Here is a 13854-nt window from a genome sequence, read left to right on the forward strand (position 1 = left end):
CGTGCGAAGGTGTGCCATGCCCTTGAGCCACCCCCGTCGTTCGGCACTGTCCGAGCAGGTCATCGCGTCGTTGCGGAACCAGATCACCTCGGGCGAATGGCCGGTGGGCGCGCGCATCCCGACGGAGCCCGAGCTGGTCGAGCAGCTCGGCGTGGCCCGCAACACCGTCCGAGAGGCCGTCCGCGCGCTCGCGCACAACGGCCTGCTGGACATCCGCCAGGGCTCCGGCACCTATGTGGTGGCCACCAGCGAGCTGGCGGGCGTCATGCACCGCCGTTTCGCCGACGCCGACCCCCGGCACATCGCCGAGCTGCGCTCCACGCTGGAGTCCGCCGCCGCGAAGCTGGCCGCCGAGCGGCGCTCGGAGAAGGACCTCAAGCAGCTGGACGCGCTGCTGGTGCGCCGTGAGGAGGCCTGGGAGTCGGGCGACGCGGAGGCGTTCGTGGCGGCCGACGCGACCTTCCATCTGGCGGTGGTGGCGGCCTCCCACAACGACGTGATGACCGCGATGTACGCCGACCTGGGCGAGGTCCTGCGGGACTGGCTGCGCGAGGACATCGGCCGGGAGCTGACTCCGGAGACGCACATGGACCACGCGCGGCTGGTCGACGCGATCCGCGCGGGCGACGCGACGGCGGCCGCGGCGGAGGCGGCGAGCTATCCGTTCCTGTGCCGCCCGGGGCGCTTCAGCTCTCCTGCCGGTGACTGACCCACACCGAGGCGACCTCTTTCCAGCAGCGCCCGGTGAGCCGCACGGTCTGCGCGGGCCCGGCGTTCACCGCTGTGCCGTCACTGTCGAGGTCCCACCAGCGGGCGCACTCGACGTGCAGGCTCACCCGGTCGGTCTCCGGATAGGGGTTGTGGCAGTACGCGGTCACATGGGAGCCGGTGACGCGGATCCGGCACGCGGCGCCGAACGGCGCCTCGGGCTCCGCTTCCGCGGTGTGCACGCGTGTGTGGGCTATCGCGTCGTACGACAGGGGCAGTACGAGAGCGACGGCGACGGTCGTTGAGGCCAGGCGGCGGGACAAGCGCACAAGGGGACCTCCTCGGCCGTGGTGGGGAGGGGCTCGCGAAGTGAACGCGTACTCCAGAGTGCGCGGTTGTGGGCCCGGCCCGCCCGGCCGGATAGGCCGAACGGGTGACGCCCCGCTCCCCGCGCGGGGCGGGAAACGGGGCGTCGAACGGCGTACGGGAGATCAGGCGCCGATGGCGTGCAGGCCACCGTCCACGTGGATGATCTCGCCGGTGGTCTTCGGGAACCAGTCGCTCAGCAGGGCGACGATGCCGCGGCCGGCCGGCTCCGGGTCCTTGAGGTCCCACTCCAGCGGCGAACGGCTGTCCCACACGGAGGCCAGGTCGGCGAAGCCGGGGATGGACTTGGCGGCCATCGAGCCGATCGGGCCCGCGGAGACGAGGTTGCAGCGGATGTTCTGCTTGCCCAGGTCACGGGCCATGTAGCGGCTGGTGGCCTCCAGGGCGGCCTTGGCCGGGCCCATCCAGTCGTACTGCGGCCAGGCGTACTGCGCGTCGAAGGTGAGGCCGACGACCGAGCCGCCGTTCTGCATGAGCGGCAGACAGGCCATGGTCAGCGACTTCAGGGAGTACGCCGAGACGTGCATGGCGGTGGCGACCGACTCGAACGGCGTGTTCAGGAAGTTGCCGCCGAGCGCGTCCTGCGGGGCGAAACCGATGGAGTGCACGACGCCGTCGAGACCGCCGAGCTCCTCGCCGACGACGTCGGCCAGGCGGCCGAGGTGCTCGTCGTTGGTGACGTCCAGCTCGATGACCTTGGTGGGCTTCGGGAGCTTCTTGGCGATGCGCTCGGTCAGCGTGGGCCGCGGGAACGCGGTGAGGATGATCTCGGCGCCCTGCTCCTGGGCCAGCTTGGCGGCGTGGAAGGCGATGGAGGACTCCATCAGCACACCGGTGATCAGGACGCGCTTGCCCTCGAGAATTCCGCTCATGGTGATCAGTGACCCATTCCCAGTCCGCCGTCAACAGGGATGACGGCTCCAGTGATGTACGAGGCGTCGTCCGAGGCGAGGAACCGCACCGCCGCGGCGATCTCCTCCGGCTGCGCGTAACGACCGAGCGGCACCTGCTTCACGATGCCCTCACGCTGCTCGTCGGTGAGCACCTTGGTCATGTCGGTGTCGACGAAGCCGGGCGCGACGACGTTGAAGGTGATGTTGCGCGAGCCCAGCTCACGGGCCAGGGAGCGCGAGAAGCCGACCAGGGCGGCCTTGGAGGCGGCGTAGTTCGCCTGGCCCGGGCCGCCGTACAGCCCGACGACCGACGAAATGAGCACCACGCGACCCTTCTTGGCGCGCAGCATGCCGCGGTTGGCGCGCTTGACGACGCGGAAGGTGCCGGTGAGGTTGGTGTCGATGACCGAGGTGAAGTCCTCCTCGGACATGCGCATCAGGAGCTGGTCCTTGGTGATGCCGGCGTTGGCGATCAGAACCTCGACCGGGCCGTGCTCGGCCTCGATCTCCTTGTAGGCCTGCTCCACCTGCTCGGTGTCGGTGATGTCGCACTTGACGGCCAGGAAGCCGGCCGGCGGCTCACCAGAGCGGTACGTGATCGCGACCTTGTCGCCGGCGTCGGCGAAAGCGCGGGCGATGGCGAGGCCGATGCCCCGGTTGCCTCCGGTGACGAGAACCGAGCGGCTCAACGGATCACCCTTTCGATAGGGGTCTGACACACCCGCCCGAACACGTGGATGGCAGGTGGCTTCTCCGAAAACCTATCGGGCCTGTCCCGTCCGGGGACATTCGGGCACCGACAGTGGCGTACGGGTGTCGCTGTCGGGTCCCTACAGAAAGGTGCGGACTCCAGCCGGAAACGTGTGGTCCGTGACCCTGCCCGCGCGACATGATCGGTGCCCACAGGCCACGACAGCAGGGAGACCTCCGTGCCTCATACGATCGACGAAGCCTTCACGGCGCTTCCACTACGCGCCCTGGCCGACGCCGCGCTGGCACGCGCGCGTGCGCTGGGTGCCGAGCACGCGGACTTCCGGGTCGAGCGGGTGCGCAGCGCGTCCTGGCGCCTGCGGGACGCCAGGCTCGCCGGGTCGTCGGACACCACCGACCTCGGCTACGCGGTGCGGGTGGTGCACGGCGGGACCTGGGGGTTCGCCTCCGGCGTGGATCTGACGCTGGACGCCGCCGCCAAGGTCGCGTCGCAGGCGGTGGCGATGGCGAAGCTGTCCGCCCAGGTGATCAAGGCCGCCGGGTCGGACGAGCGGGTGGAGCTCGCCGACGAGCCCGTGCACGCCGAGAAGACGTGGGTCTCGTCGTACGAGATCGATCCGTTCACGGTGCCCGACGAGGAGAAGTCGGCGCTGCTGGCGGAGTGGAGCGCGCGGCTGCTGGCGGCGGACGGCGTCAACCACGTGGACGCCTCGCTGCTGACCGTCCACGAGAACAAGTTCTACGCCGACACCGCCGGGACCGTGACCACCCAGCAGCGCGTTCGGCTGCACCCGCAGCTGACCGCCGTGTCGGTCGACGAGTCGAGCGGCGAGTTCGACTCCATGCGCACCATCGCGCCGCCCGTCGGGCGCGGCTGGGAGTACCTGACGGGCACCGGCTGGGACTGGGAGTCCGAGCTGGCGCAGATCCCGGAGCTGCTCGCCGAGAAGATGCGGGCGCCGAGCGTCGAGGCGGGGCCGTACGACCTCGTCGTCGACCCCTCCAACCTGTGGCTGACCATCCACGAGTCCATCGGCCACGCCACCGAACTGGACCGCGCCCTCGGCTACGAGGCCGCCTACGCCGGCACCTCCTTCGCCACCTTCGACCAGCTCGGCAAGCTCAGGTACGGCTCCGACCTGATGAACGTCACCGGTGACCGCACCGCCGAGCACGGCCTCGCGACCATCGGGTACGACGACGAGGGCGTCGAGGGCCAGTCCTGGGACCTGGTGAAGGACGGCACCCTCGTCGGCTACCAGCTGGACCGGCGGATCGCGAAGCTGACCGGCTTCGAGCGGTCCAACGGGTGCGCGTTCGCCGACTCCCCCGGGCATGTGCCCGTGCAGCGCATGGCCAATGTGTCGTTGCAGCCGGATCCGGCCGGGATGTCGACCGAGGATCTGATCGGGAGCGTGGACCGCGGCATCTACGTCGTCGGCGACCGGTCCTGGTCGATCGACATGCAGCGCTACAACTTCCAGTTCACCGGGCAGCGGTTCTTCAGGATCGAGAACGGGCGGATCACCGGCCAGCTGCGGGACGTGGCCTATCAGGCGACGACCACGGACTTCTGGGGTTCGATGGCCGCCGTCGGCGGTCCCCAGACCTACGTACTCGGCGGCGCGTTCAACTGTGGCAAGGCCCAGCCGGGCCAGGTCGCAGCGGTCTCGCACGGCTGCCCGTCGGCCCTTTTCAAGGGAGTCAACATTCTCAACACCACGCAGGAGGCCGGTCGATGAGCGCTCACTCCAGCAAGGCGCACAAGCCGCACGAGATCGTCGAGCGCGCCCTGGAGCTGTCCCGGGCCGACGGGTGTGTCGTCATCGCCGACGAGCAGTCGACCGCCAATCTGCGCTGGGCGGGCAACGCGCTGACCACGAACGGCGTCACGCGCGGGCGGACGCTCACCGTCGTCGCGACAGTCGACGGCAAGGAGGGCACGGCCTCGGGGGTCGTGTCGCGGTCGGCCGTGACCGTGGACGAGTTGGAGCCGCTGGTGCGGGCCGCCGAGGCCGCCGCGCGCGGCGCCGGGCCCGCCGAGGACGCGCAGCCGCTCGTGACGGACGTACCGGCGTCGCCGGACTTCACGGACGCCCCGGCCGAGACCTCGTCCAACGTGTTCGCCGACTTCGCCCCGGCACTCGGCGAGGCGTTCGCACGCGCGCGTGCGGGCGGGCGGGAGTTGTACGGCTTCGCCAACCACGAGCTGATGTCGACTTACGTGGGCACGTCCACCGGGCTGCGGCTGCGGCACGACCAGCCCAACGGGACGCTGGAGCTGAACGCCAAGTCCCCGGACCGCACCCGCTCGGCGTGGGCGGGGCGCTCCACGCGGGACTTCAAGGACGTCGACCCGACGGCGCTCGATGCCGAGCTGGCCGTACGCCTCGGCTGGGCCGAGCGGCGCCTGGAGCTGCCGGCGGGCCGGTACGAGACGCTGCTGCCGCCGACCGCCGTGGCCGACCTGCTGATCTACCAGATGTGGTCGGCGTCGGGGCGGGACGCGGTCGAGGGCCGGACGGTGTTCTCCAAGCCGGGCGGCAAGACGCGCGTCGGCGAGAGGCTGAGCGAGCTGCCGCTGACGCTGCGCAGCGACCCGAACGAGCCGGGTCTGGAGTCCGCGCCCTTCGTGATCGCGCACTCCTCCGGCGGGGACCAGTCGGTGTTCGACAACGGGCTGCCGATCGCCGCCACCGAGTGGATGCGCGAGGGCGAGCTCAAGCACCTCACGACCACCCGCCACAGTGCCGGGCTGACCGGGCTGCCGGTCGCGCCGGGCGCCGACAACCTGATCCTGGACGGCGGCGAGGACCGCTCGCTCGAGGAGATGGTCGCGAACACCGAGCGCGGGCTGCTGCTGACCTGCCTGTGGTACATCCGCGAGGTCGACCCGGCGACGCTGCTGCTCACCGGCCTGACCCGGGACGGGGTGTACCTCGTCGAGAACGGTGAGGTGACCGGCGAGGTCAACAACTTCAGGTTCAACGAATCGCCGGTGGGACTGCTCGGGCGGGCGACGGAGGCGGGCCGTACGGAGAAGACCCTCCCCCGAGAGTGGAGCGACTGGTTCACCAGGGCGGCGATGCCGGCGCTGCGCGTCCCCGATTTCAACATGAGCTCTGTCAGTCAGGGCGTATAACCTCGTAGTCGGCTGTCACCCGACTGCCCGAGATCATCAAGGAGACACGAGAACCGTGACGGACATCGTCGACGAGCTGAAGTGGCGTGGCGTGATCGCCCTGTCCACTGACGAGGACGCATTGCGCAAGGCGCTCGCGGACGGTCCCGTCACGTTCTATTGCGGTTTCGACCCGACCGCGGCCAGCCTGCACGTCGGTCACCTGGTCCAGGTGCTCACCATGCGCCGCCTCCAGCAGGCGGGCCTGCGCCCGCTGGCGCTGGTGGGCGGCGCGACCGGCCAGATCGGCGACCCGCGCCCGACGGCCGAGCGCACGCTGAACGACCCGGAGACGGTCGCGAACTGGGTGAACCGTCTGCGCGCCCAGATCGAGCCCTTCCTCTCCTTCGAGGGCGACAACGCGGCGACGATGGTCAACAACCTGGACTGGACGGCCGGTCTGTCGGCCATCGAGTTCCTGCGGGACATCGGCAAGCACTTCCGTGTCAACAAGATGCTGACCAAGGACTCCGTCGCCCGGCGTCTGCAGTCCGAAGAGGGCATCAGCTACACGGAGTTCAGCTACCAGCTGCTGCAGGGCATGGACTTCCTGGAGCTGTACCGGCGGCACGGCTGCACGCTGCAGCAGGGCGGCAGCGACCAGTGGGGCAACCTCACGGCGGGTCTGGACCTGATCCACCGGCTGGAGCCGCACGCGAGCGTCCACGCGCTGGCGACGCCGCTGATGACCAAGGCGGACGGCACCAAGTTCGGCAAGACCGAGGGCGGCGCCATCTGGCTCGACCCGGAGATGACGACGCCGTACGCGTTCTACCAGTTCTGGCTGAACGCGGACGACCGGGACATCTCGAACTACATGCGCATCCTGTCCTTCAGGTCCCGTGCGGAGCTGGAGGAGCTGGAGAAGCAGACCGAGGAGCGCCCGCAGGCCCGTGCCGCGCAGCGGGCGCTGGCCGAGGAGCTGACGACGCTGGTGCACGGCGCCGACCAGACGGCCGCGGTGATCGCCGCGTCCAAGGCCCTCTTCGGCCAGGGCGAGCTGGCGGAGCTGGACGACCGGACGCTGGCGGCGGCTCTCTCCGAGGTGCCGCACATCCGGGTCGAGCAGCTCGGCCCGGTCGTCGACCTGCTCGCCGAGGTCGGCCTGGTGGCCAGCAAGTCCGCCGCGCGGCGCACCGTGAAGGAGGGCGGGGCGTACGTGAACAACGTGAAGGTCGCCGGAGAGGACTCCGTCCCTGCCAAGGAGGACCTGCTGCACGGGCGGTGGCTGGTGCTGCGGCGCGGGAAGAAGAACCTGGCGGCTGTAGAGGTTACGGGCGCTTAGCGCTTTCGGGGTTCGCCGTAGGGGTGCGGTGATCTGCGGACTGCGGCCTCGTCGTGGCTGATCGCGCAGTTCCCCGCGCCCCTTCAGGGCGCTTCCGCTCCAGGGCGTTGTTCGTTCATCCCCGTCGCTGTTTCCTCTTGCCCAGCGTCGACATGTACAGCATGTCGCCCGCGTACACGATGATCACCGCCGCGACGACCTGGAAGATGTGCCGGCTCCAGTCGATGCCCTTGGTCTCCTCGACACCGAACCCGCGGGCGACGGCGTTGCCGACGACGGCGCCGAGCATGCCGAAGATGGTGGTCAGCCAGAGGGGGCTGTGCTGCTTGCCCGGGATGAGTGCCTTCGCGATCAGACCCAGCACAAATCCGACGATGATCGCCCACAACCAGCCCATGGCTGCCTCCTCGTACGGCTCGGGGTGAGCAGTACGCCCAGTCTTGGTCCGGTCGTGGTACGCCGCATGTCGGGTACGGCCGTACGCGTTACGGCCCCCGGTGTTCCCCCAGGTGGCAGGGGCCCCGGTCTCGTAGGCGGCGCAGGCGAGGCGTACCGTGGGAGGTGTCTCGGCCCGGGTCCCCGACCGGGGGCGGGCCGGTACGGGCGGGGGAGAGTCCGATGCGGGCGGATGGTGGAATGTGATGCGGAAGCTGCACGCGAGTGGCAACACCGAGGTGTTCCGGATCACCGGGGCCCGGGCGGGCCTCCAGGACGATGTGCGTGCGCGACAGCGCCGGTACATCATCTCGATGTCGGTCCGTACGGTGTCGGTGATCCTCGCGGCCACCCTGTGGAACGTCGAACGGCACGTCGCGATTGTGGCGTTGGTGCTCGGGGCGGTCCTGCCGTACATCGCGGTGGTGATCGCCAACGCGGGGCGGGAGAATGCGCCGTCGTTGCCGTCGACGTTCGTGGCCGCCCCGATGCGACCGATGATCGCGCCACCACGGACGAATGACGGTTTCGCGGAATCGGTCCCGGAAGATGTCGCGGGGGACTCCGCGCCCGGCGCACAAAGCAAACCACGCGACGGCGCGTGACTCCCCGGGCCGGTGCCTTCCGGAAGACGAGTCCACGCCAAGCTCAGGAAAAGCTCAGATCAATAGTGTTGTTCCGGTGCCGGGCGACGGGTTACCCGTGACATACTTCGTAGGCGCTCCGCATCCCCCGTCGGAGCGACGGACCGACGCCGGGCAGCTCCCCCCGTGGCTGCTCGGCGTCGCCTTTTTGTGCGCGAATCTGTGAGACGAATCTGTGAGTGACGAGACGCCGATCTGCTCCGCCAAGGGGTGCCGTGCCGACGCCGTGTGGGTGCTGGCGTGGAACAACCCGAAGATTCACACGCCGGAGCGGCGCAAGACATGGCTGGCCTGTGACGAGCACCGCGAGCATTTGTCGCAGTTCCTCGGGGTGCGGGGGTTTCTGAAGGACGTCGTCCCGCTGAAGGAGTGGGAAGAGGCTTCCTCAGCCGCCGATGGCTGACATCGGGCGGTCCGGCTGGACGAAGCTCGGGTCGTCCAGGCCCGCTCCGGCCTTCTTGCCCCACATCGCCAGCCGCCAGATGCGGGCGATCTCCTCGTCGGGGGCGCCCGAGCGCAGGGCGGCGCGCAGGTCCGTCTCCTCGGTGGCGAACAGGCAGGTGCGTACCTGACCGTCGGCCGTCAGGCGGGTGCGGTCGCAGGCCGCGCAGAACGGGCGGGTGACGGAGGCGATCACGCCGACCACGTGCGGACCGCCGTCGACCAGCCAGCGCTCCGCCGGGGCCGAGCCGCGCTTCTCCGCGCCCTCCGCGGTCAGTTCGAAGCGGGTGCGCAGGGAGGTCAGGATGTCCCCGGCGGTGATCATGCCGTCGCGCTTCCAGCCGTGCTGGGCGTCCAGGGGCATCTGCTCGATGAAGCGCAGTTCGTAGTCGTGCTCCACGGCCCAGGCCAGCAGGTCGGGGGCCTCGTCGTCGTTGAGGCCCGGCATCAGCACCGAGTTGACCTTGACCGGGGTCAGGCCGGCGTCGCGGGCGGCGTACAGGCCCTCGATGACGTCCTTGTGGCGGTCGCGGCGGGTGAGGGTCTTGAAGACGTCCGGGCGCAGGGTGTCCAGGGAGACGTTGACCCGGTCCAGGCCCGCCGCCTTCAGGGCGGACGCGGTGCGCTTGAGTCCTATGCCGTTCGTCGTCAGGGACATCTGGGGGCGGGGCTCCAGGGCGCCGACCCGCTCGACTATGCCGGCCAGGCCGGGGCGCAGCAGGGGCTCACCGCCGGTGAAGCGGACCTCCTCGATGCCGAGGGAGGTGACGGCGATGTCGATCAGGCGGACGATCTCGTCGTCCGTGAGCAGGTCGGGCTTGGCCAGCCACTGCAGGCCCTCCTCGGGCATGCAGTAGGTGCACCGCAGGTTGCAGCGGTCCGTCAGCGAGACCCTCAGGTCGGTGGCCACTCGGCCGTAGGTGTCGATGAGCACGTGGGCCCCCTCCCTCGTCACGACCAGATTCAACTTCTGTCATCTGCGAGCCTACGTGACCGCACTGACAGCGACACCGGCCCGATCCCACTACGTACGACGCGGCCGCGTCGTAGGGATCTACGACGCGGCCGCTCAGGGGTGCTGCTCAGTGGGCGCCGGTGCCGGTCAGGGACCGGACCTCCAGCTCCGCGTACTTGCCGGCGTCGGGCTCCTCCTTGGACAGGACCGTGCCGAGCCAGCCCATGAGGAAGCCGAACGGGATGGAGATGATGCCCGGGTTCTTCAGCGGGAACCAGGCGAAGTCGACGTCCGGGAACATCGCCTTCGGGTCGCCGGAGACGACCGGCGAGAACAGCACCAGGCCGACGGCGACGATCAGACCGCCGTAGATCGACCACAGCGCGCCCTGGGTGGTGAACCGCTTCCAGAACAGGCTGTAGAGGATCGTCGGCAGGTTGGCGGAGGCGGCGACCGCGAAGGCCAGGGCGACCAGGCCGGCGACGTTGAGGTCGCGGGCGAGGGCGCCCAGGAGGATGGAGACGGCGCCGATGCCGATGGTGGCGAGGCGGGCGGCCCGGATCTCCTCCTTCTCGGTGGCCTGGCCCTTCTTGATCACGTTCGCGTAGATGTCGTGGGCGAACGACGACGACGAGGCCAGGGTCAGGCCGGCGACCACCGCGAGGATCGTCGCGAAGGCCACCGCCGAGATGGTGGCGAGCAGGATCGCGCCCCAGGCCGAGTCGACGCCGCCGAGATGCAGGGCGAGCAGGGGGGCCGCCGTGTTGCCGGACGGGTTGGACGCGATGATCTCGTCCTGCGAGATGAGCGCGGCGGCGCCGAAGCCGAGGGCGATGGTCATCAGGTAGAAGCCGCCGATGATGCCGATCGCCCAGTTCACGGACTTACGGGCGGCCTTGGCGTTGGGCACCGTGTAGAAGCGGATCAGGATGTGCGGCAGACCGGCGGTGCCCAGGACCAGGGCGATGCCGAGGGAGATGAAGTCCAGCTTGGAGGTGCCGGTGGCGCCGTACTGGAGGCCGGGCTCCAGGAAGGCGGCGCCCTTGCCGCTGTTCTCGGCGGCCTTGCCGAGCAGGTCGGAGATGTTGAAGTTGAACTTCAGCAGCACCAGGAAGGTGATCAGGATGGTGCCGCCGATGAGCAGCACGGCCTTGACCATCTGGACCCAGGTCGTGCCCTTCATGCCGCCGATGGAGACGTACACGATCATCAGGACGCCGACGAGGGCGACGATCAGGATCTTGCCCGCGTCGGTGGTGATGCCGAGCAGCAGCGAGACCAGCACGCCGGCGCCAGCCATCTGGGCCAGCAGATAGAAGATCGACACGACGATCGTGGAGGTGCCGGCCGCCGTACGGACCGGGCGCTGGCGCATGCGGTACGCGAGGACGTCACCCATCGTGTAGCGGCCGGAGTTCCTGAGCGGCTCGGCCACCAGGAGCAGGGCGACCAGCCAGGCGACCAGGAATCCGATGGAGTACAGGAAGCCGTCGTATCCGAAGAGGGCGATCGCGCCCGCGATGCCGAGGAAGGACGCGGCGGACATGTAGTCGCCGGAGACGGCGAGGCCGTTCTGGAAGGCGCTGAACGACCGGCCGCCCGCGTAGAAGTCGGCGGCGTCCTTGGTCTGCCGGCCCGCCCAGACGGTGATGAACAGGGTCGCGACCACGAAGCACGCGAACAGGGTGATGATCAGCGGCCGGTGCTCGCTGGCCTCGTTGGCGGCGAGCTGCACATGGGTCATCGCGGGGCTCATGCGCCGCCCTCCATACGGGTCTTGATGGCCTCGGCCTTGGGGTCGAGCTTGGCACCGGCGTGCCGCGCGTACCACCAGGCGATGAGGAACGTGGTGACGAACTGGGCGATACCGAAGACGAACGCGACGTTGATGTTGCCGAACAGCTTGGTGCCCATGAAGTCGCCCGCGTAGTTGGAGAGCAGGACGTACAGCAGGTACCAGACGATGAAGGCGACGGTCAGCGGAAAGGCGAAGGAGCGGTAGGAGCGGCGCAGTTCAACGAACTCCGCGCTCTTCTGCACCTCCGTGAACTCCTCGGTGGAGGGGAGTTTGTGTGTCTCTTTCGAGGGGGGCGGTGCGTCGGTAGCCACGGAGTCTCCTCGCGTTGCGGGCGCTGTTGCGACGGTGGACGGGGACGGTTGGGGGGTTGGGGACGGATCGGTCGGGGACGGTTCGGATACGGGCATGACGGCTCTGTTCCTCGCGGTGACGTGGATCACTTGAGCCGGCTGGCGATGTTAGGGCCCCGGCGCGTGATCCGACAGGGGGCTCGATCGTGCTCGCGCCTCCTGTCCAAGGTCACGGCGCCACGCGAGGACCGGTTCAACTCCCTGGACGTCTTTCCGAAGTCCCTCGGATCAGCGATTGCTGGCCAGGAGGTTCGGGGATAACTTCGCACCACTGCACCACTCGTCATGCACCTGCCCGAGCGCCCACCCGCGTCTCGGGCGATCTCGTTCCGGATGATGTGGAGATCCCATGGCTCATCTGCGGTCCAGACGCCGGCTCGGCCTCGCCGTCCCCCTCGCCCTGTCGTTGACGGCCTCGCTGGGCTTCCTGCCGACGGCGGCCTCGGCCGCGCCGGTCGCGGAGCCGGTGTTACGGGCTGTGGACGCGCCCACCCTGGCGTATGTGGTCAACACCCGGCCGGACCGCCGCACGATCGAGTCGGTGCGGAAGGCGATCGTCACGGCCGGCGGAGTGGTCGTGAGCGCGTACGACAGGATCGGCGTGATCGTCGCCCACTCGGCGAACCCCGACTTCGCGAAGGCGATACGCGCGGTGCGCGGCGTCCAGTCGGCGGGGGCGACGCGTACGGCGCCCCTGACCGCCGCCGGGGCGACGGACGAGGGCCCGGTTCAGCCGATGTCGGAGGAGCAGGCCGCGAAGACGGCGAGGGCGTTCGCCGGTGCGGCCGGCAGCGAGCCCCTCGAGGCCGACCAGTGGAACCTGCGCGCGATCGGCGCCGACCGGGCCGCGAAGATCAATCCGGGGAGCACCGGGGTGACCGTGGCCGTGATCGACAACGGCGTCGACGACACCCACCCCGACCTCGCGCCGAACTTCTCCGCCGCCCAGTCCGCGAACTGCGCCGGCGGCAGGGCGGACACCAGCGCGGGCGCCTGGCGGCCGTACACGAGCGCCGACTCCCACGGCACGCATGTGGCGGGCGAGATCGCCGCAGCCCGCAACGGCATCGGTATCGCCGGAGTCGCCCCCGGCGTCAAGGTGTCCGCCATCAAGGTGAGCGACCCGGTCAACGGGCTCTACTACCCCGAAAGTGTCGTCTGCGCCTTCGTGTTCGCCGCCGACCACGGCGTCGAGATCACCAACAACAGCTATTACGTCGACCCGTGGCTGTACAACTGCATGGACGATCCGGACCAGCGGGCGATCGTCCAGGCGGTCAACAGGGCCCAGCTGTACGCCCAGCGCAAGGGCGCGCTCAACCTGGCCTCGTCGGGCAACTCCAACCACGACCTGGACTCCGACGCGATCGTCGACGACAGCAGCCCCGACGACTCGAAGCCCGTCGAGCGCACCGTCGACCCGCACGCGTGCTTCGACGTGCCGACGCAGCTGCCGGGTGTCGTCACGGTCAGCGCGACGGGCGTGCAGAACGTCAAGTCGTACTACTCCTCCTACGGCTACGGCATCGTCGACCTCGCGGCCCCCGGCGGCGACCGGCTCTACCAGATCCCCGACACCCCGTCGAAGAACGGCCGGATCCTCTCCACTCTCCCGGACGGCAAGTACGGCTTCCTACAGGGCACGTCGATGGCCGCCCCGCACGCCGCGGGCGTCGCCGCGCTGCTGAAGTCGAGGTACCCGCACGCCACTCCGGCCCAGCTGCGCACGCTGCTCAGGGCCCTGGCGGACAACCCGGGCTGCCCGGACTCGTACGACCAGAACGGCGACGGCACGCAGGACGCGGTCTGCGAGGGCGGCAAGCGGTACAACGGCTTCTACGGGGCCGGCATCGTCAACGCACTGGACGCGGTCAAGTGACGCGTACCTCCTGAGACTTCCCACATCGGGCCGGGTGGCGCTGTGCCGCCCGGCCCTTTCCTGTTCCGCGAGGGCGGCGAAAAGATCTGGCCATTACCAAAAACTTGACCTTCGCATGGTTTACCGGAATGCAGGCGTGCTGCATGCAAAGGACCTCTGAAACGTCTTCAAGGAACTCGAAAATTGA

The 13854-nt window shown here is 69.4% G+C and carries 14 protein-coding genes; 7 read left to right on the forward strand and 7 right to left on the reverse strand.

From position 1 onward, the window contains the following. Positions 1 to 16 precede the first annotated feature (16 nt). Positions 17 to 709 (forward strand): FadR/GntR family transcriptional regulator, encoded by a 693-nt coding sequence (locus tag ABIE67_RS11490; protein ID WP_370256339.1) that lies wholly within the window; start codon positions 17 to 19, stop codon positions 707 to 709. Here the strand turns inward: ABIE67_RS11490 and ABIE67_RS11495 are convergent. The 3 genes from ABIE67_RS11495 to fabG all read right to left on the reverse strand — a co-directional run bounded on the left by ABIE67_RS11495 (position 687) and on the right by fabG (position 2677). Continuing rightward, entirely contained in the window at positions 687 to 1037 is a 351-nt protein-coding gene (locus ABIE67_RS11495; RefSeq protein ID WP_370256340.1) for a hypothetical protein, read from the reverse strand. The two genes, ABIE67_RS11490 and ABIE67_RS11495, sit on opposite strands and share 23 nt — an antisense overlap. 162 nt (positions 1038 to 1199) lie before the next feature. Then, on the reverse strand, positions 1200 to 1967 hold the full coding sequence (gene fabI, locus ABIE67_RS11500) for an enoyl-ACP reductase FabI (RefSeq protein ID WP_370256341.1): 768 nt from the start codon (positions 1965 to 1967) through the stop codon (positions 1200 to 1202). A 5-nt stretch (positions 1968 to 1972) separates the two neighbouring features. Next, the gene (fabG, locus tag ABIE67_RS11505) at positions 1973 to 2677 is read right to left on the reverse strand and encodes a 3-oxoacyl-[acyl-carrier-protein] reductase (RefSeq protein WP_370256343.1); all 705 of its coding nucleotides are present in this window, start codon (positions 2675 to 2677) and stop codon (positions 1973 to 1975) included. Between the two features lie 240 nt (positions 2678 to 2917). Here fabG and ABIE67_RS11510 point away from each other — a divergent pair, with 240 nt between their 5' ends. The 3 genes from ABIE67_RS11510 to tyrS are packed head-to-tail and all read left to right on the forward strand — an operon-like array spanning position 2918 to position 7165. Then, entirely contained in the window at positions 2918 to 4441 is a 1524-nt protein-coding gene (locus ABIE67_RS11510; protein WP_370256346.1) for a TldD/PmbA family protein, read from the forward strand. Further along, entirely contained in the window at positions 4438 to 5841 is a 1404-nt protein-coding gene (locus ABIE67_RS11515; RefSeq protein ID WP_370256347.1) for a metallopeptidase TldD-related protein, read from the forward strand. Before ABIE67_RS11510 ends, ABIE67_RS11515 begins: the two co-directional genes overlap by 4 nt. Positions 5842 to 5896: 55 nt before the next feature. Beyond that, positions 5897 to 7165, forward strand: a complete 1269-nt coding sequence (tyrS, locus tag ABIE67_RS11520; RefSeq protein WP_370256348.1) for a tyrosine--tRNA ligase — start codon at positions 5897 to 5899, stop codon at positions 7163 to 7165. 115 nt (positions 7166 to 7280) lie between these two features. On the opposite strand, the gene ABIE67_RS11525 is transcribed toward tyrS, so the two are convergent. Beyond that, positions 7281 to 7562, reverse strand: coding sequence for a GlsB/YeaQ/YmgE family stress response membrane protein (locus tag ABIE67_RS11525; protein ID WP_370256349.1), 282 nt, complete (start codon positions 7560 to 7562; stop codon positions 7281 to 7283). A 244-nt stretch (positions 7563 to 7806) separates the two neighbouring features. On the opposite strand from ABIE67_RS11525, the gene ABIE67_RS11530 reads away from it, so the two are divergent. Then, the gene (locus ABIE67_RS11530) at positions 7807 to 8205 is read left to right on the forward strand and encodes a DUF3099 domain-containing protein (RefSeq protein WP_370256351.1); all 399 of its coding nucleotides are present in this window, start codon (positions 7807 to 7809) and stop codon (positions 8203 to 8205) included. A 214-nt stretch (positions 8206 to 8419) separates the two neighbouring features. After that, the gene (locus ABIE67_RS11535; protein WP_370256353.1) at positions 8420 to 8647 is read left to right on the forward strand and encodes a hypothetical protein; all 228 of its coding nucleotides are present in this window, start codon (positions 8420 to 8422) and stop codon (positions 8645 to 8647) included. Here ABIE67_RS11535 and moaA read toward each other — a convergent pair. The 3 genes from moaA to ABIE67_RS11550 all read right to left on the reverse strand — a co-directional run bounded on the left by moaA (position 8630) and on the right by ABIE67_RS11550 (position 11749). After that, a complete protein-coding gene (moaA, locus tag ABIE67_RS11540; RefSeq protein ID WP_370256354.1) occupies positions 8630 to 9619 on the reverse strand; it encodes a GTP 3',8-cyclase MoaA in 990 nt (329 codons plus the stop codon). The genes ABIE67_RS11535 and moaA overlap by 18 nt on opposite strands. Positions 9620 to 9767: 148 nt before the next feature. Further along, the gene (locus tag ABIE67_RS11545; RefSeq protein ID WP_062719315.1) at positions 9768 to 11396 is read right to left on the reverse strand and encodes a cation acetate symporter; all 1629 of its coding nucleotides are present in this window, start codon (positions 11394 to 11396) and stop codon (positions 9768 to 9770) included. Continuing rightward, positions 11393 to 11749: a DUF485 domain-containing protein gene (locus tag ABIE67_RS11550; RefSeq protein WP_048583586.1), complete on the reverse strand. Its 357-nt coding sequence runs from the start codon at positions 11747 to 11749 to the stop codon at positions 11393 to 11395. Before ABIE67_RS11550 ends, ABIE67_RS11545 begins: the two co-directional genes overlap by 4 nt. 388 nt (positions 11750 to 12137) lie before the next feature. Here ABIE67_RS11550 and ABIE67_RS11555 point away from each other — a divergent pair, with 388 nt between their 5' ends. Beyond that, positions 12138 to 13667, forward strand: a complete 1530-nt coding sequence (locus ABIE67_RS11555) for a S8 family serine peptidase (RefSeq protein ID WP_370256355.1) — start codon at positions 12138 to 12140, stop codon at positions 13665 to 13667. Positions 13668 to 13854 lie beyond the last annotated feature (187 nt).

Origin of the sequence: Streptomyces sp. V4I8 (assembly GCF_041261225.1) — a bacterium.
Taxonomy (GTDB): domain Bacteria; phylum Actinomycetota; class Actinomycetes; order Streptomycetales; family Streptomycetaceae; genus Streptomyces.